Genomic DNA, 17,888 nt, shown 5'->3' with positions numbered 1-17,888 from the left:
TTCCAACTTGAAAAGGCTTGATAATTCTTTTTAGAATATTTAAAATTGGATTAAACACACTACTGAAAAAGTTGAAAACCTTTTTGTATTGTTCATTCAATTGGTTTTGGTAGGGTATTAGCTTAGAGTAAAGGAATAACCCAACTATAAATATATTAACTATGTATAGTGTAACTATTTTCATATTACTAAATGAACTTCAGAAGGTGGAGGTGGCATAGCCACGTTATCAGTTGTACCCATACTTTTATTCCCTTGTTCAATTGTATCCGATACCCATCTGAAAAACTGCTTTAAAGTGGAACTGTCTGCTGTGTCTAAGTGAACAACTGTGTCTGTTAATTCCTTTAGTTTTGAGTTGTCCGCCGAAGATCCAGCTGCGCATCCAACAATTGCTCCGAAATTCATGGATTTTATTTTTGGAAGCATTTCAGCATACAACTGTAAGTCGGAAGGTTTCCCATCAGTGAATATGAAGAGTAAAGGCCGCCAATCACCTTTTTGTGTTGGTGTTCCCTTTCTTATATCTTTATTAACTTTTTCATATAATAGTTCCAATGCTTTACCTGTACTTGTTGGTCCACTTTGTGGACAGACAATTTCAGGCAATTGAAACATTGGCAATTCGGTGAGAGGTATTAATTCATTGACAACCCTATCAAAAGTAATAATACTAATCCAAAGTGTTTCAACAGCTTGTGCGTCAGAACGGAGCGTATTGATCATGCCACTTAAAGCATTGTTTAGCGCTTGAATGGGTTCTCCGTTCATTGAACCTGATGTATCTAGGAGGAAATAAACTGGCAATCTTCTCATAACTATAAATAGGTCTGAGTCACTGTTTTAATTGTGTCCTCCAATTTTTTGTCCTTAGTTGGCTCTCCGATTGCATTGAATTTCCATTCTCCATTTCTTTTGTAAAATAATCCCATAACCATTGAAACGTGTCCAGCAAACCCTTCTCCTTTTGCTATATTATAGGTAGCAAAAACTTCATTTACTTTTTTCGAAGTACCTTCATAAATACGAATAGATGCAAATGGAATTGTTCCGAAATCGTGTCCCCTAAAACTATTTAAGACAAAAGCAACGTAATGGATTTTAGAATTAAGCTTAGAAAAATCTACAGTGATAATTTCGTTATCCAAACCATCGTCGCCGTCTAGATCTCCTGTCAAGTCGTCTCCACTATGAGCGATAGAGTTGTCTTTTGATTTTAACTGACCAAAATAGATGACATCAATTAAATTTTTCGAATCATCAAATATCGCGCAACTGGCGTCTAAATCAACAGCTTCTTTGGTTGTGCCTCCAAGCCAGCCTTTCTTGATTATTGCTCCCCAGTTTACTCCTACGCAAATGTTAAGTAATTTAGAGCCGTTACTTTTTTCTAGGTTGATTCTTTGTCCTTTTTGTAGATTGATAGCCATGATATTTTAATTATATCTATTTAAGTAGTCTTGTAGTCCACCTTTCATTCCCATTCCTACCGCTTCGAATTTCCATTCATTGTTTCTCTTGTAAATTCGTCCAAATTCCACCGCTGTTTCAATTGAGAAATCTTCATCCAGTTCGAATTTTAAAATAGTTTCTCCAGTATTTGTATCTAATATTCTAATGAACGAATTTCTAACTTGGCCAAAATTCTGATTTCTTGATGATGCGTCGTGTATAGTAACAACAATGCTTACTTCAGAAGCTTCATTTTCTATTTTTGATAAATCGACATTAACCTGTTCGTCGTCACCATCACCATCACCCGTGAGATTATCCCCTGTGTGTTCAATTGCACCATTTGGAGATTTAAGGTTGTTATAGAAAATAAAGTGTTTGTCAGATAACAGTTTTTTATTTTCACCTAATACAAATACTGAAGCATCCAGGTCAAAAGCTGAACCTGTCGACGATGAGTTTGTATCCCATCCTAAGCCAACAGTGAATTTTGGAGCATTGATGGTTTCTCGTTGTCCTTTTTGAAGATTAATTGCCATGGTTTTTGGTTTAAAATATTTATGTTTTTTTGGTATTCTGGAATTTGATGATAATTGTTACTGATTGCAAGATGAAGTAATTTAATCAAAATAGAATCTGAGATTTTATCAATAACTATAGATAACTCATATTCATCCATTTTTAATATATATTTCACTATTCGTGTATTAAATCTGAATGTGTCTCGCTTAATAGTATCAATGATTTCGAACACACCTTTTACAGAAAAGTAATTAAAATGATTTTCGATATTTGGGTGAATAGATTTATTGCATAATTCTGCAAAATAAACGAAAATGTGATCGTCTTTAAAGTTGGAGTGTTGGAGTGTGTTTTGAACTACCAGCTCGTGACTTCCTGTAATTTTTATATCATCTAAAAATATACAATATTTTCCTTCGATGAAGTTTTTATCTAAATAGTATGTGTCTTTAGAAATTAGCTGAATTCGCTCTTCAAAACTCATACTACCATAATCTTGTGTATAGGTTTGATTTCTATGTATTTTCGATTCAGTGCATGCCTTTTTATCATTTTCAAAAAGAAATTGGTTTAGTGCTTTCTTGAAATAGGCGCACAAAAAATTAGATGCAGTGGGTATTGAGAAGTAGGGGCTTGGAAGTATTACTATGTCAGACTTGGAAAGTATTAGATCCCCATGTACCGCAATAAATCCCTCGAAGAGTTCAATCGCAAATTTTTCTGCATACTGGGTGTCCCCAAATTTGAACCAACTGTACTCCGCTTCGCTAAATGGGCAGCTATCTGCTTTATATATTTTGTGATGACTGTAGCTCAAATTCATTATAATCTTAAATTAGAATAGCATTAAGTCCAAAATTGAGTGCCCCATAGTAATCTGCATTTCGATTGTCTCCGATATGAACCATTTCTTTCTTTGAAAGTGTATGATACTGTGATGCGTTTTCAAAAGCATCTTTAAAAACCTGAATATTTGGTTTTGAAATTTTCATCTCGTCTGAATACAACTGAAACGAAAAGAAATCTGATAATTCGTAGTAGGATATCAGCTTCCTTAATGTTGATCCATTTATGAATGCTGTATTACTCAATATACTTATTGTTTTTCCCTTAGACTGAATTTTCTTGAACATTTGATCAATTTCAGGGAAGATAAGTTCAGGCCTATATTTCATGAAAAGCTGTTCGGATGCTAAATAGAATTCATTCAGTTGGTTGACGTTTATCTCTGCAATATTTACATCCAATGCATTTAGAATCAGATAGTATATTTGAAAATTCTCTAAATGTGTTCCCGTTTTCTCACTTATTTTATTGCAAAGTAAATCGTAGTATCGAATCATTTCGCTCACTTTCTCTATACTGCCTTCTATTGAAAAATATTCTCTAAAGAGTATATCTCTTTGCTTTTTAAAAAGAGGATTCGATCTTATCAGCGTTAGCCACAAGTCAAATGAGAAATGTTTGTACGGTGAGATATCTATTTTCATTACTTTTTACCAAATATCACTTGGAGTATCAACGATCCTATTTTCCTTTCAATACCTGATTTTGAAGTTGGTACACCAGTCTTTCGCGCAAAACTTTGCTTTGCACTGGTGATACCAAGCAGCCGTTTCCAAGAAAAAGAAAACCCAAATTTGCCCATCTCTTATTTCTATTTTTAAACTACAATATTCAATTCAGAAGGTGGCGGGGGTAATTCATTTAAGCCCGTTACTTCTTTTCCTGAGTCTTCTACTTTTGTAGATGATATGCCAATCGAAGCTGTAACCCAAGCAAAAAACTTAGAAATACTCTGACTATCAGCAGTGTCTAAACTCACAACACTTTCTGTAATTTGTTTTAATACATCTGTATCTGCTCCGCTTCCTGCTGCGCAAGCTACTGTAAATGCCACTTTCCGTTTTCTAAATTCAATTAAACCACTTTGCCAGTCATCTGTGGGTATGCCATCAGTCATAATAAATACAAGTGGTTTCCAATCGCCTTTTGTTTCTGCCGTTGTTTTAGCCACTTCATTATCTATGCATTTACTTACAACTTTTAAAGCATCACCTAAAGCAGTTGTGCCTGTTGCTTGAATATCCAGCATTTGAAATGAAGATAAATCAGTCAATGGAATAATTTGTTTTGCTGTACTGTCAAAAGTTATAACACTAAGAAATGCAGTCTCAATTGCTTGCGGATTTTGACGTAATGAACTAATCATTACCTGCACACCATTTTTAACGGACTCGATGGGTTCTCCCATCATAGAACCTGACGTGTCCAATAATAGATAAACTGGTAATCTTCTCATATTTTATTTAGTTGTAAGTGTATTTTTTTAGGATTTCAATAAAATTATCTGTTTGATGTGGTTCGCCAATTGCTCGAAATTTCCATCCACCATCTTTTCTGTATGCCTCAGCAAAAACCATTGAACACATCCCATTTAGTGACGCATCTCCTGACAAACTATATTTTGTAATCTCTTTACCTTTTGCATCGACAGCTCGTATAAATGCATTTTCAACCATACTAAAATGTTGGTTATTTTGCATTCCTTGATAAATGGAGACTACAAAAAGTATTTTTTGATATTTCTCGTCAAGTGAATCTAGTTTTACAATTATCTGCTCATCGTCACCATCGCCAGCTCCTGTTCTATTGTCCCCAGTTAACCATATATGACCTGATGGATGCTTCATAGAATTAAAGAAAATTATATCCCCCCCATAAAGTCCAATTTGTCTGCCGTTATTAGCCTGAACAGTTTTACCTAGATCTGCAACTTTTCCATTACTATCAAGTAAAAATGCTATTGCATCCAGATCATACTCTTCCTCTTTACCGCCTCCAAAAAGCTTTCCTAAAAAACCGTTTTCTTTTTTACGAACATCCCATCCTAAACCCATTGTGACAGAAGAAAGGTCATAGATACTTTCTCCCTTATCATTTTTGCGCAGGTCAATTGTTTGACCTTTTTTTAAATTTATTGCCATATTCTTATGCTTACTTTATAATTTTTCCAGTAAAATATTTTTCAAGAAAGAATCCTAAATCGGCTTGGTAGCCAATGCCAGAGGCTTCAAATTTCCATTGTCCATTTCTTTTGTATAGTCTTCCAAACTCTACACCTGTTTCAATTGAAAAATCTTCATCTAATTCGTATTTTGCTATTTCAACACTTTGCAAATCATCAACTATTCTAATGTATGAGTTCCTTACTTGACCAAAATTTTGTCTTCTAGCTTGAAAATCTTCAATGGTTACAACAAATAGAATTTCCTGAACATCAGAACTTACTTTATTCAAATCTATTTTTATTGCCTCATCATCATCACCATCGCTACTTTTGCCATCTGGGTCGTCTCCAGTATGTTCCAGAGATCCGTCAGGAGATTTTAAGTTGTTGTAGAAGACAAAATGCTGCTCACTTATGAGTTTTCTACTTTGATTAATCATTATTGCAGATGCGTCTAAATCAAAGTCGTGTCCAGTTCCTTCGTTTGGGTCCCAGCCAAGTCCTACTGTAATTTTGCTTAATCCGATGTCAATTTTTTGACCTTTCTGTAAGTTGATTGCCATAATTTAAAATGGGTTTAGTTTAAAATGCTTCATTTTCACTACTCGGTTTAGTCGAGAAATTACCTGATTTTTGGAGAATCAATGAGTAGGTGAGTATATCATTATTTAATGTTTGGGGGTCATCTTTGCCTACCTGTGTGTCTGCTATGAATCCACCTTTAAGTCCATCACAACTCTGTGAGGATATCTCTTTTTCAGGATTCCAGCCTTTTCCATAGTAGAAAAAAGGCTGATAAGTACCGTTTGGAAGTTGAAATGTATAAGTGTAGCCTTTTTTGATATAGGCGTGGCGGACTACCTGATTTTCGCTTTTGATTGTCACAATTACGTCGGAGTCTTTTGGTGCATTCACTTTGATTTCAGAACAGCCGTTATTTGTGCAGGATTTATTCCCACCGAAGCAGGAAGAGTAAGGGGTAGCACCTTGACTTAGGGAGTTGTTTATGTATCGATTGTATAGTTCTTTGGTTTTTCTTTCGAGTTCAGCAGCCTGCCTATTTTCCTCGGCTACCCGTTGGTTTTCCCATTCAAGTTCATCTGAAATGGGTAGGTTTTCTGCAGCAAGTTCTGTTCTTGCCTGTTCTTCAAGTTTTAACCTATTTTCTTTTTCACGCTCTGATTCACATGACATTAGAAAAAATGTAGATATTATAATCATGCCTAATAAACGCATGTTTTTTTCTTGTTTAAGTGAAGATTTATTTGGAAATCGATTACAATAAGAAGAATTTGAATTTAACTAACAATACCCAGTACAAGGTATTTTTTAAAAAAAACTAAAAAACCGGTTGTGGATAACTACTTACGCATCATTCTAAAACCCTTTAGACAGCGCACGGCCAAAACCCAAGCTTTTCGACCAGAGTAAAAAGCTAAAAAATCCTTTCTAACCATCAAGTCCTCAAAATAACCTCTCCCGGAGATGTTACATCCCCCTTGTCTTCTGCGGTAATAAAAAATGAACTTGGTTTGGAGGAAGTCACTGTAAATAAGGATCCTATATAGGCTTTGGAAAAGAAGCCGGTAAAGATTCGTAGCTGACCGATATTTTTGGTTTCCCCGTCTTGGGTGGTCATCCAGACCACATAGATTTCCTTGGGTGGAGTCAGTTGATCCGCAGGGACTAAGTGAGCTATCTCTATTTCTATGGTATGATTTTTATTTTTATCGCGCTTTATTCTGATGGAGCCTTCTGCTTCAGGCACCATACTCGAACCCGAAAAAGTCATTTTCTTCGGACGATTAAAGAATGAATAGGCTGCAAGGGCAACCAAGCCTAAGCCTAGCAATTTTGGAGCAAGCTGTATTTTTTTCATGGTTCTGATGTTATGAATCAATGATAACTCGAAAAATTTGATGTGTATATCCGCTTTTATTCCAGCAAAATAAAACACCCTAATAAAATTCGGTAAAACCTGAATCTTCGGTCCACCCGACATCGGTCACCCGACATCGGACATCGGACATCCCACATCTGACATCCGACATCGGTCATCCGACATCGGTCATCCCACATCGGTCATCCGACATTCAAACAAATCCAATTCAATAATTCTTTTCGCGTCCCAGAATGGTTTCAAGGGAATGCTTGAGTTTGTCCAGAGCGCCTGAAAGCGCTAATTCCACTGTATCATCCTGATGGGAAACGGCAATCGGTTGCCTGCCTTCGAGCCGGGCTTCCAACAAGCATCGCTTATCTTTCAAGCTACTTTTAGCTCCGTTTTCGTCCGACAAGTGAACTTCTATTCTCGTAATCTGCGATTGATACTGCTCTAAATCGCTTTCTATTAAAGTGGAGAAATACTGTTCAGATCGCATGTCTCCACTTATGTTTTTATCGGTATTGAGTTGAATTATCATTTTTCTTTTTTTAATAGTTGGTTTTCGCTTAGCCTTTATCTTCGTCCAGATCATTGTGATTGTCTCCACCCAAGCTGTAGTAGTTATTTTCCTCATCCTCACTACCCACACTTTCTTGCTGATCATCCAATTCTGATCCCGGCACATCCAAATCATCCCCAGACATATCGTCTTGGAAATCTTTCTCATTCAAATGGCCTCTGCCCTCGTTTGGGGTTTTGCTTTTCGAAGGGTCTTCAGGGTTCAAACCCATTTCCTTCTTTGCGTGGTTGTAAATGTCTTCAGATGGTGGATAGGGCGGATATCCTGGAAAATTGTGCGCTTCATTGTATTTCTGAGGCACTTTACCATCATGCGTTTTAGCATATTCGCGGACAAGCTCTTCCAGCGAATTATAGTAACTCTCAAGTCCTTTTGTAGTTACTTCATCTGTTCCCGAATCCTTAAATGGTATTTCAGGAATGAATTTCGCAAGCTCGGGGTATTTCTGATAAATTAGATTAGTGATATTCCTAATTTCCTCATCCCATTGTTCTGCTGTTTTCATAATTCTTATTTTTTTAAGGAAAGATATTTTTCAATAATATTTAAGATCAATTTCAACATTGCTTTATTTTGTTTTTCAAAAATCAAAACGCCATGCCGATTCATTGGTAAATTCTTTTAATTCATTTCTTTTTTAATTATATAAAAAAGGCTGTTTAAACCAATTATGATAAAGCGTATTCCAAATCCCTCAAAGATTATGACCTATATCATATAGGTATTGAGGGAAGATTTTATGGATAAAATAGTTACTTCTCTGTTTAATATGTTTTAGACTACTAAAACATAAAAGTAATTAACAACTAATTCATTTTTCAAATTGCAAATCCCGGGAGTTTTCCAGGTGATGCGTTCTATCACTTCTTTTTGGTACCAGGAATTTACCGTACCTCTAATAGTGACAGTTGTTCCGTCCACTATTACCTCGGTCTCATTGTCCTTTATCGACAAACTTCTTGCAATGGCATCCTTGATAGCTTTTTGATCAATCGTAATCTGAGATTCTGATTTGATTTTAATGTTATTGGTTACGCCTAGAATGCCTTTAAGGTAATTTACGACATTTTTTGCAGCAACTCGTTGATAATCCCAGGGAAGTTCCCCTTCTAAAGTAACCCAGCCCTTATCTACTTTCACGGTTAGCTTATCCTCAGGAATCATCCAGTTTGATTTTAAACCGATCAATATTTCACCGGTAATTTCAGCATCGTTTCTTATTCCTGATTTTGGAAGTTTCACTTCAATTTTTTCCAGCAAAACTTTAACGCCAATTACACTTTTTGCTACTTTTTCTGCTTCCAGTTTCTTGGCATAGCTATCAACAATTCCCGTCAGAGAAACTAAACCATCTTTGGTAGTAACTCCTATTTCTGCTGTATTCAGTATGGGTTCCCATTTAAGGGATTTTAGAACATCTGCTTGTAATTCCGAATCATTTTTCATCTTTGTTTTTTTAAAAGAATGAATAAATATCTCTTGCTATACAAAGATGAATACTTAATTGCCCAACTGCGTTACACAATTGTGTCTTAGAATTACATGATTAAAAAACGAAGAAAAAAACTATAGGTCTTCTAAAGATTTACGTTTCTTATTTTTAATTTTTTTGAAATAGGTAGGTGTAATTCCTGTAACTTTTTTGAATTGGTTAGACAAATGTGCTACACTGCTGTAATGTAATTTATAGGATATTTCTGTTAGACTTAATTCATCATACATGATGAGTTCTTTTACTCTTTCAATTTTATGTAAAATAATAAAATGCTCAATTGTGACCCCTTTTGTTTTAGAAAATAGAGCAGATAAAGTATGATAATCCTGATTTAGTTGGTTAGTTAAATACACAGAAAAATTCGTGATTGGGAGTTCCTCTGATTCATGGATCATATTTACAATTATGGCGACTATTTTTTCGACCAATATTGCCTTTTTATCCTCCATTAGTTCAAGCCCATATTCATGAAGAACTTCTCTTATCTTTTCTACTTGGCTCTCGCTGATGGGGTCCACCAACTCCACTTCACCCAATTCTATATTGCTGTAGGAGATCTTCATTTGGTCCAGGACAGATGCAACGGTCATTTTGCAACAGAGGCATACCATATGTTGTATGTAAAGCTTCATTTGCTGGATTAATTAGGTTCTTTAATGTACTAAATATTCTTGATTACAGCTTGAGTTTAGTTGGATATGAGCTATCGATTTAAAATGATAGAGGATTTCGGAAAATTTTCCCATTTAAATGAGCCGAAATTAGTAGCTTCAAAAAAATGAATATATGCCAAATTTCCAAGGATTTGGGATTCAAATTGGCAAAAGTTACCGTTGGGGTGACATTGTTTTTCACTACACCATCGATGATCATTGGGGCAGTAGTCGTGTGGGTTTTTATTCCGGTTCGTGTAGACCTTCTTATCGCAGACAGACATAAATCATTGAACTTTCTGTTCCTGCCTTGACTAAATTTATAGAAAACCGGGACGATAAGAAGTATCAATAATTCAAGTCAAGACTGTTTTTCGAAAAATTATGGTATTTGTAAAATTATAACTACCTTAAAAACAGTCAATTAAAATTTTTTTTTAAAAGGTTTAAACTTCAACTTTATGAAACTTTCATTTTTAACGCTAGCTATCTTTTGTTTTTTGAGCTTCACTTTGTCAGCCCAGCAAAATGTAAGGATAAAGAATCAATGGACTAACAAATATCTTAACACTGAGAATAGATCGCTTCAGGTGAGTGATATTTTGGAAGGCTGGGTAAGTGCTCAGTGGGAATTTGTAAATGCGGGTAATAATCAATACCGAATTAAGAATGCCTGGGACGGGACTTATCTCAACATAGAATCTGGAATTTTGAGATCCAGTCAGATCGAAAATGGATGGCAAAGCGCTTTGTGGACACTTAATAAAATAGAAGGAAGCAATTCTTATCGAATAGGGAATGTTTGGAAACCAACGCTCTACCTTAATATGGAGAATGGTCTAAACTGCACTACCATAGCTGAAGGTTGGGTAAGTGCAATGTGGGAGATTTCTAATGTTTCCGGAGGTTCAGCTCAAGCGAGAAGTCCGCAGCCAAGCGCAAGTACTCAGGGGAATACAAACTCAATCTTCAATCAGCAGAAAGTATTGGATGCTCATAATTCTTTAAGAAGGGAAGTGGGGGTTCCTCCTTTGGTTTGGTCTTCAGAATTAGAGGCAAAAGCAAAGAGTTGGGCCAATAAACTTGCTTTGAAAAATCAGGGGAATGATTGGGTTTTGGAGCATTCTGGTTCCGGAGAAAATCTTGCCGGAGGATTTGTAAGTGGGGATAGTCCAGACTTGCGAGTTTTAAATGGTTGGGGAGGTGAAAAGGCAGATTTTGACATGCGGACTAGGAAATGTATCCCAAATAAAGTCTGTGGTCATTATACTCAGATCGTCTGGAGGAATACCACAAAAGTTGGTTGTGCTGTAGCGGTCAATCCAAACGGGAAATACATTTTAGTATGTAATTATGATCCCCCGGGGAATTACAATGGTGAACCGGCATTTTAAAAATCTTTAATCATTTGAATTAAGGAGGTCATCTTCTCACTATCGCAGAATCCTCCCCAAGCTCTTTTTTTGAGCTGGGGGATGAACCGCAATATTCGGGTACAGGCTTTTTAGCTCAGTTTCATTGGGGAAGTGACGTTTCTCAGGGGACACAACAGCTATTTTACTACGCCTTGACAAGAGCGCTCAACCAAAAGCTTGGCTCATTTTTTTTTATCTTTGTTTCAATTAAAAAATGATAGACGCAGGTCTGCTGTTTTTTTCATACACAAAAGTCTTACCAGCAAGGAATTAAATTCATCTTGGTTGGATAAGACCACCCAATAACTCTATCAACTCTTTTATTCAAAAAGGATCATCCTTTTGGGTGGAATTAGTTTAATCATCTTAACAAGAACCATAGTAAATGGGAGAATTTATTCTTAACCAACGATATACCAGTTCCGGAGAACCTGAGCTTGGGGTCGGCATAGTGACTGAAGTCAGCAAAGGTAAAGTTCGGATATCCTTTCCGGTAGCAGAAGAAGTGCGTCTGTATTCTGCAGAAAATGCTCCTTTGCTCCGAACTATTTTCAAACCAGGTCATACCATCGTAGATCAGCAAGGACAATCCATTTTGATTGAAGAAGTAAAACTCGAAGATGGGCTGTATGTTTACATCGGGAACGGAAGGGAGTTGGTTGAAAGCGAGCTTGGTGAGGTCACTACTTCCCATACGGTAGATGATCGGCTATTTGCGGGGGATGTTGATTCGCCTGAAAAGTTTGCACTGCGCAGAGAAACGCTTAATCACAATTATCAAAGAAGAATATCTCCGGTACATGGATTCGTTGGGGGAAAAATAGATTTGATTCCCCATCAATTGTATATCGCTCATGAGGTGAGTTCGCGGTTTGCTCCCCGTGTGTTGTTATCCGATCAGGTAGGATTGGGAAAAACCATTGAGGCCTGCTTGATTCTCCATCGTTTATTGGTGACTGGGCGAATAGCTAGAGTGCTTATCCTTGTTCCCGAATCCTTGATTCATCAATGGTTTGTAGAGGTCTTGCGAAAATTCAATTTGTGGTTCAATATTTTCGATGAGGAACGCTGCAAGTCTCTTGAGAAAGGTGCGCCTGAAGGAAATCCTTTTCTAGATGATCAGTTGGTGATTTGTAGCATTGAGTTTCTGGCAGGTTCATCAAAGCGAACCCGACAAGCCATTTCTGCTGGTTGGGACATGATGGTGGTAGACGAAGCCCATCACCTCGAATGGTCGGTAGAGGAAGTAAGCCCCGAGTATAGTATCGTGGAATTGTTGAGTCAGGTAGCTAAAGGCTTGCTACTTCTCACGGCTACACCGGAACAATTGGGCGTAGAAAGCCATTTTGCACGACTTAGATTACTTGACCCCAATCGATACAATAATTACGATGATTTCATCCATGAATCGGAAGGCTCTAAAGACATTGCTGTGATCGTCGAAAAATTAGCTGAAGGCAAGGATTTAAAAGCAGAAGAAATAAGCCTGTTAGAAGCTATTTTCTCCAAAGAAAGAATTGCCTTACTGGCCAAAAAAGACGCATTGACAAGGCACAATCTAATCGAAGATTTGCTCGATCAGCATGGTCCGGGTAGAGTTTTATTTCGAAATACCCGATCCGCCATGAGCGGATTTCCAAAGCGTTTAGCGCATCTGATTCCCATTCAGGAGCAGGAAAACCAGAACTTATGGATTGATCGGATGAGGAAGGAGTTTTCCGCAGATTTGGAACATACTTCAGAACCAAAACCTGAGCAGGAATTTTGGTTTGACGAAGATCCGAGAGTAGCGTGGCTTGTAGCGAAAATGACGGAATTGCAGGATGCAAAGATACTTTTGATATGCGCTACGAAGGAAAAGGTGCTGGCATTGGAATCTGCTTTAAGTAATTTCCCTGAGTTGACGGCAAGCGTTTTTCACGAAGACCTTACCCTAGTACAGCGGGATCGGAATGCCGCATGGTTTGCTGAGCCTGAGGGCGCTCAAATCCTCCTCTGCTCAGAAATAGGGAGCGAAGGTCGAAATTTCCAATTCGCCCATCATCTTGTGTTATTTGACATGCCCTTCCATCCCGAATTGCTGGAGCAGCGAATAGGACGACTTGACCGAATAGGACAGAAAGAGGATATCTCGATTTATATTCCATATCTGGTTGGCAGCCCACAAGAGCGCATTGTCAGGTGGTTTCATGAAGGCTTGGATGCTTTTAATTCGAATCTTGAAGGAGGGAATATCATCTCCAAATTGTTCAGCAAGCGATTGCTCCATCTTGCTAATTCGCCGTCGGTTGAAGCCACCGATTTAGGATTTGAAGCATTGATCGCTGAAACCGCAGCATTTCAAAAAGAACTGAAGAAAAACCTTGCCGAGGGACGTGATAAATTACTGGAGATGAATTCATTTCGTCCGAAAGTAGCAGAGAAACTGATCAAGGAAATTCAGACAAAGGATAATGATCCCGCTCTGGAAACTTATCTGACTAAAGTCTTCCGGTATTTTGACATAGAAATGGAAGACCTTGCTTCCCGGACGTACTTCTTGCATCCGGCATCCTATAGTGCTGAGGTGTTTCCAGCCATTCCTCGGGAAGGTTTACAAGTGACGTTTGATAGAAAAAGAGCTCTCAGCAGGGAGGATGTAAGTTTTCTTACCTGGGATCATCCCATGGCAACGGGAGCCATCGATAAGGTGCTCAGTTCCACCATCGGAACAGCAAGTTGCGGTTTGATTCGGGGAATTGGAAAGCCTGGTCTTTTCCTAGAATTGATTTTTGTCCTGGAAACTGCCGGCAAGCAACGCATGGCTATCGACCGCTTCCTGGCAGATACGCCACTGAGAATTGTGGTCGACCATGCGGGACAAGAAGTCACAGACAGCTATCCTGTTGACATGCTCAATAAAAACCTTGTGCCAGGTAACCTAGACTCCTTATTGGAAAATGATCTGTTTGTAGATACCATGCTGCCTAATATGATTTCATCCGCCACAGAAATAGCTGAGAAACTGGGCGAACAAGAAATAAGCAAGGGTTTAGATCGAATGAAACGCACGCTGGATCATGAAATCAACCGGCTGACGGCCTTACAAAAAAAGAACAAAGACATTCGAACCGACGAAATTGAGGCAGCGATTGCAGAGCGAAACAGCTTATCCGCTCTGATAAATAAAGCAAGAGTACGACTGGATGCGGTACAGTTGATTCGGAAGGAATAGGTTGTGATGTATGGATTAATGCTCCTAGTTGGAGCTTAGTAGCTCTCATTACTATATTAAACTATTCCTTACCAAAGCAAGCTAATTGGAGATAATATCTATATGTTCTCTTGGCTGGAAAAACCCCATTATTCCTTTGTTACCGTGGTTCTGAACTTGGCACAAAACACTATGCAATCCTCAGCCATTTTAAATCCACAAACAGAGGAAGAAATGTCACTTTTTCATAGTGGGATTATCAAAAGTCATACGCTGAAATAGTAGGTCTGAAAAATTCTAATCGCAGAAGGTACTTACCTTAAGCTTAGGTTTACCCAAGTATTGCTGCCAATAACCCGATAGTTGGCGGTAAGTTTGAATGCATCTTTTTTGGTTAAAATGGACTTTTCGATCATATCCTGTACCATTGCAAAATCGTGTTTAGGTAAATCAAGGATAATATCTGATCCACTGATACTTGGGTTTGCAGACAATTTTTCAGGGTCTCTAAATCGAATGATTACCCTGTTTGGAACTTCTCCCGACTGATTTGTTCCAGTAAGTACGATGGATAAAAGAGTCTCAGGATATGGTTTTCCATCCGGAGCAGAATTAGGAGCTGCATCAAAATCTGAGATGTAATCTGTTAATTCAATTTTTCCGTTCATAGTTTTAAATTTTAAAAGTTTGAAATAAAGATTAAGTTTTTCTTGAGGATCTACAATTTCCTAACTAAACACTATTCCCAGAATACCCCGTACTAGGTATTTATTAGACAGGATTTTGCAAACACTCAGGCTAAATGATGCGCATGCGCGTAATTGACCAAACTTACCAAGCTGGAGCAACCCGTCTTTCGTAGAATATTTTTGCGATGAGTATCGACCGTTTTTTCGCTGATAAATAAGACTTCGGCGATTTGCTTGGTCGAAAAATCTCGGACAATCAATTTGATGATCTCTGTTTCCCGAGGGGAAAGCTCACTTTTCTCCTCGGGTGAATTCAGCTGCCGCACCAAGATCTCAGAGATTTCATCGCTGAAGTATTTTTTTCCTGCGCTGACCTTTTCCAGTGCGCGAAGCAGGGAGGAATGCGCGTCATTCTTTAAGACAAAGCTATCGATATTCGCTTGGAGTAATTCTCTGACTACTGAGGGATCATCGTGCATGCTGAGCACGATCACCCTGATATCGGGATTGATGGAATGGGCAACGCGGATGATATCCAATCCAGAAAAATCGGGGAGCTCATAATCAGTCACGAGGATGTCAAAGTCTTGAGATTTCAGGAGTGCCATGGCTTCTTTTCCGCTGCTAGCCATCGCGGCTACCTCATAATCCTCCAGACCAGACAGCAAACTGGCAGTACCTTCCAGTAAAATTCGATGATCATCTACTAAAAGTATTCGGGACTTATTCACAGCCAGATTAGTTACCATACTTTTAAATAAACGCAACATTTTTTTTATTACAAATTAAGCTGCGTTTAATGTCTATTTCAATACCTATGACTAGGTATTCACCGCTACCTGAGTTGGGGTAAAGGCTAGTTTTGAATCAATGCTAAGCATCAAGGTGCTATTTCTTCGCCCAGGCTGGGTATCGATGTCAAGCGTGCCTTTGATCAGATTGAGGCGGGTATTTATATTTCTCCAGCCATTTCCGCTACTGGTTTCGAAGGTCTTCAAGTCAAATCCGGTCCCATTGTCCTCTACCGTAATGACGATTTCATTTTCATGCGAAACAAACTGAATCAGCAGCTCGGTCGCTCCCGAGTACTTCAGCAAATTTGAAACCCACTCCTGCAAGATGCGGTAAAGGGAAATTTCGAAGACTTCATTCAACCGGGTATCAATACCAAAGGCCTGAATGCTAGCTTTGACCTGATTTGACTTGGATATCCGACCGCAGAGTTCCTCCAATGCGGGGATCAAGCCTTCTTTAGTGAGTACTTGAGGCATGAGGTTAAAAGCGATATTGCGAATCTCCCGTTGTATATCGTTCAGCAAAACGGTAGAATTATCCACAATCTCATGGCGTACCAGTGGATCATTGCCCGTATTTTTCAAGCCTTGGATATTCATGGTTAGGGCTGAGACCAGCTGTCCCATGCTATCATGGAGGTCGGATGCAAAGCGCTTGCGTTCTTTTTCCTCACTGGAAATCACCGCCTGAATCTGCGCTTCCCGCAGTCTGGTTTTTTGCTCACTCAGCACTTTTTGCTGATTGATACGAGATTGCTTTCGCCAGAGGTAGAAGATCAGGATCAACAACAAAAGCACTAGCAGCAGTCCAACTATGAGCAAGGTATTCCGATCATTGTTGGCTTTTTGAAGGCTGTTTTCCTGGTCTAAAAGTAAGATCTGTTGGTCTTTTTTCTCGGTTTCGTATTTGGTTTCCAGTTCGGCGATCTTGGAATTGGTATCAATATTCAGCAGACTGTCCTCGTAGATTTTATGAAATTTATGGGCTTGCAGTGCGGACCCAAATTGATTGTTGGCTTCATAGACTTCTGCCAAAAGGCCATAGCTATCCCGCAGGCGATTGAGGTTTTCAATTTTTTTGGAAAGGGCTAGACTTTGCTCGGCAAGGGTGACGGCAGCAGAAATATTATTTCTCCGAAGTTCATTTTCGCCCATAGACCAGAGCAGAATGGACTGATCGTAATCATTTTCGTATTTCCCCTCAGAATAAACAGCCAGTGCCTTTTTGAAAAAATCCCCGGCCAGATTGTATTCCTTCTTTTTAGAGTAAGCATGTCCAAGGTCGGTATAGATCAAGGCTTGGCTTTTGGAGTCATTGGCTTTGATAGCATAGGGGAGCGCTTCTTGGTAATAATAAATGGCCGAATCCTGCGCGTCCAGTCTTCCATAGACATTGCCAATGTTTAGTAAGGTCTTTTGAATATTTTGTCTGAAATCATCATCAGGCAGGGATTGCTTTAGGCGAAGCGCATCGAAATAGTAAGCCTTGGCTTTATCGAACTTCTCATTCAGGAAATGCACATTTCCAATATTAGTCAAGACACTCCCTTTAAGTCCTTGGTCATCTATTTTAGTTACAATCCGAAGTGCCTCTAACTGATATTCAAGGGAGGCATCATAATCTCCTTTGTTTTGCAGGATAAGTCCTAGGTTCACTGAGGTCACCGCTACTCCCCGTTCGTTATCAAGTGAGGTATACAATTCACGCGTTTGATCTAGGTAATAGGCTGCAGAATCATAATCTGATTTTGCCCAAAAGACTACCCCAACATTATTAGAAGCATAGGCCTGCAGGGCTTGGTAGCCATTCTTCTTCGAAATCTGAATGGATTCGTGGCCGTATTCCAGGGCTTTAGGTGGGTCTGAATATTTCAAATGCCAGCAGAGATCGCCCATCACAGATGCTTTGGTAGAATCATCTGGCTGCTGAGTAAGGATGTTTTGGAGGCTGTCTATTAGCGAAGTTTGCCCATAAGAGCTGAAACTGCAAAGGCAAATAATAATTATTCCGATTACTCTCAAGGTGGCAAATTTAAGCTCGAATACCTACCATTAGGTATGGCAAAATACCTAATCAACCTTATTGAAACAAGATGTTGAAAGAGAGTTATTTGTAATAAAAAAATCTCGACTATGAAATCGAGCATGACAAGAACGTCACACATTGGGATGTCCCGATGTCCCTGATAGCTATCTGGAT

General features: G+C 38.6%; 20 protein-coding genes. 3 read left to right on the top strand and 17 right to left on the bottom strand.

Annotation, left to right across the window (positions count from 1 at the left end; all coding sequences use genetic code 11):
- Positions 1–180: 180 nt before the first annotated feature.
- From P8O16_RS04290 to P8O16_RS04225, 14 genes are all read right to left on the bottom strand, one after another.
- The gene (locus P8O16_RS04290) at positions 181–816 is read right to left on the bottom strand and encodes a VWA domain-containing protein (RefSeq protein ID WP_300311213.1); all 636 of its coding nucleotides are present in this window, start codon (positions 814–816) and stop codon (positions 181–183) included.
- A gap of 2 nt (positions 817–818) precedes the next feature.
- Positions 819–1,430 carry a TerD family protein gene (locus P8O16_RS04285; RefSeq protein ID WP_300311212.1) on the bottom strand — a complete coding sequence of 204 codons (612 nt, stop codon included), beginning with the start codon at positions 1,428–1,430 and terminating at the stop codon, positions 819–821.
- Positions 1,431–1,436: 6 nt separating this feature from the next.
- The gene (locus tag P8O16_RS04280) at positions 1,437–1,991 is read right to left on the bottom strand and encodes a TerD family protein (RefSeq protein ID WP_300311211.1); all 555 of its coding nucleotides are present in this window, start codon (positions 1,989–1,991) and stop codon (positions 1,437–1,439) included.
- Positions 1,925–2,797, bottom strand: a complete 873-nt coding sequence (locus tag P8O16_RS04275) for a phosphoribosyltransferase family protein (RefSeq protein WP_300311209.1) — start codon at positions 2,795–2,797, stop codon at positions 1,925–1,927. Before P8O16_RS04275 ends, P8O16_RS04280 begins: the two co-directional genes overlap by 67 nt.
- A gap of 7 nt (positions 2,798–2,804) precedes the next feature.
- Positions 2,805–3,464, bottom strand: coding sequence for an HAD family hydrolase (locus P8O16_RS04270; RefSeq protein WP_300311207.1), 660 nt, complete (start codon positions 3,462–3,464; stop codon positions 2,805–2,807).
- A 173-nt stretch (positions 3,465–3,637) separates the two neighbouring features.
- Complete coding sequence (locus P8O16_RS04265) at positions 3,638–4,276, bottom strand: VWA domain-containing protein (protein WP_300311205.1); 639 nt, start codon at positions 4,274–4,276, stop codon at positions 3,638–3,640.
- Positions 4,277–4,283: 7 nt separating this feature from the next.
- Positions 4,284–4,961, bottom strand: coding sequence for a TerD family protein (locus tag P8O16_RS04260; protein ID WP_300311203.1), 678 nt, complete (start codon positions 4,959–4,961; stop codon positions 4,284–4,286).
- Positions 4,962–4,971: 10 nt separating this feature from the next.
- A complete protein-coding gene (locus tag P8O16_RS04255; protein ID WP_367182796.1) occupies positions 4,972–5,550 on the bottom strand; it encodes a TerD family protein in 579 nt (192 codons plus the stop codon).
- Positions 5,551–5,566: 16 nt separating this feature from the next.
- Entirely contained in the window at positions 5,567–6,205 is a 639-nt protein-coding gene (locus P8O16_RS04250; protein ID WP_300311199.1) for a hypothetical protein, read from the bottom strand.
- Positions 6,206–6,440: 235 nt separating this feature from the next.
- Positions 6,441–6,863 carry a hypothetical protein gene (locus P8O16_RS04245; protein ID WP_300311197.1) on the bottom strand — a complete coding sequence of 141 codons (423 nt, stop codon included), beginning with the start codon at positions 6,861–6,863 and terminating at the stop codon, positions 6,441–6,443.
- Between the two features lie 229 nt (positions 6,864–7,092).
- The gene (locus P8O16_RS04240; protein ID WP_300311195.1) at positions 7,093–7,407 is read right to left on the bottom strand and encodes an HPF/RaiA family ribosome-associated protein; all 315 of its coding nucleotides are present in this window, start codon (positions 7,405–7,407) and stop codon (positions 7,093–7,095) included.
- A gap of 28 nt (positions 7,408–7,435) precedes the next feature.
- The gene (locus P8O16_RS04235) at positions 7,436–7,954 is read right to left on the bottom strand and encodes a hypothetical protein (RefSeq protein ID WP_300311193.1); all 519 of its coding nucleotides are present in this window, start codon (positions 7,952–7,954) and stop codon (positions 7,436–7,438) included.
- A gap of 269 nt (positions 7,955–8,223) precedes the next feature.
- Positions 8,224–8,895, bottom strand: coding sequence for a BON domain-containing protein (locus tag P8O16_RS04230; RefSeq protein WP_300311191.1), 672 nt, complete (start codon positions 8,893–8,895; stop codon positions 8,224–8,226).
- A gap of 120 nt (positions 8,896–9,015) precedes the next feature.
- Entirely contained in the window at positions 9,016–9,507 is a 492-nt protein-coding gene (locus P8O16_RS04225; protein ID WP_300311190.1) for an AraC family transcriptional regulator, read from the bottom strand.
- Between the two features lie 215 nt (positions 9,508–9,722).
- Here P8O16_RS04225 and P8O16_RS04220 point away from each other — a divergent pair, with 215 nt between their 5' ends.
- The 3 genes from P8O16_RS04220 to rapA all read left to right on the top strand — a co-directional run bounded on the left by P8O16_RS04220 (position 9,723) and on the right by rapA (position 14,226).
- Positions 9,723–9,911, top strand: coding sequence for a hypothetical protein (locus tag P8O16_RS04220; RefSeq protein WP_300311188.1), 189 nt, complete (start codon positions 9,723–9,725; stop codon positions 9,909–9,911).
- Positions 9,912–10,058: 147 nt separating this feature from the next.
- Positions 10,059–10,991 (top strand): CAP domain-containing protein, encoded by a 933-nt coding sequence (locus tag P8O16_RS04215; RefSeq protein ID WP_300311186.1) that lies wholly within the window; start codon positions 10,059–10,061, stop codon positions 10,989–10,991.
- Positions 10,992–11,397: 406 nt separating this feature from the next.
- Positions 11,398–14,226 (top strand): RNA polymerase-associated protein RapA, encoded by a 2,829-nt coding sequence (rapA, locus tag P8O16_RS04210; RefSeq protein WP_300311184.1) that lies wholly within the window; start codon positions 11,398–11,400, stop codon positions 14,224–14,226.
- Between the two features lie 293 nt (positions 14,227–14,519).
- Here rapA and P8O16_RS04205 read toward each other — a convergent pair whose 3' ends face one another.
- The 3 genes from P8O16_RS04205 to P8O16_RS04195 form a co-directional block, all read right to left on the bottom strand.
- Positions 14,520–14,873 carry a hypothetical protein gene (locus tag P8O16_RS04205; protein ID WP_300311182.1) on the bottom strand — a complete coding sequence of 118 codons (354 nt, stop codon included), beginning with the start codon at positions 14,871–14,873 and terminating at the stop codon, positions 14,520–14,522.
- Between the two features lie 125 nt (positions 14,874–14,998).
- Positions 14,999–15,643, bottom strand: coding sequence for a response regulator transcription factor (locus P8O16_RS04200; protein WP_300311180.1), 645 nt, complete (start codon positions 15,641–15,643; stop codon positions 14,999–15,001).
- Between the two features lie 72 nt (positions 15,644–15,715).
- Positions 15,716–17,710: a sensor histidine kinase gene (locus P8O16_RS04195; RefSeq protein WP_300311178.1), complete on the bottom strand. Its 1,995-nt coding sequence runs from the start codon at positions 17,708–17,710 to the stop codon at positions 15,716–15,718.
- Between the last annotated feature and the right edge of the window lie 178 nt (positions 17,711–17,888).

The sequence above is a fragment of the Algoriphagus sp. genome, from assembly GCF_029254265.1.
Classification (GTDB): Bacteria; Bacteroidota; Bacteroidia; order Cytophagales; family Cyclobacteriaceae; genus Algoriphagus.
Note: the sequence above shows the minus strand (reverse complement) of the source record. Positions and strands in the feature narration are given on the sequence as shown.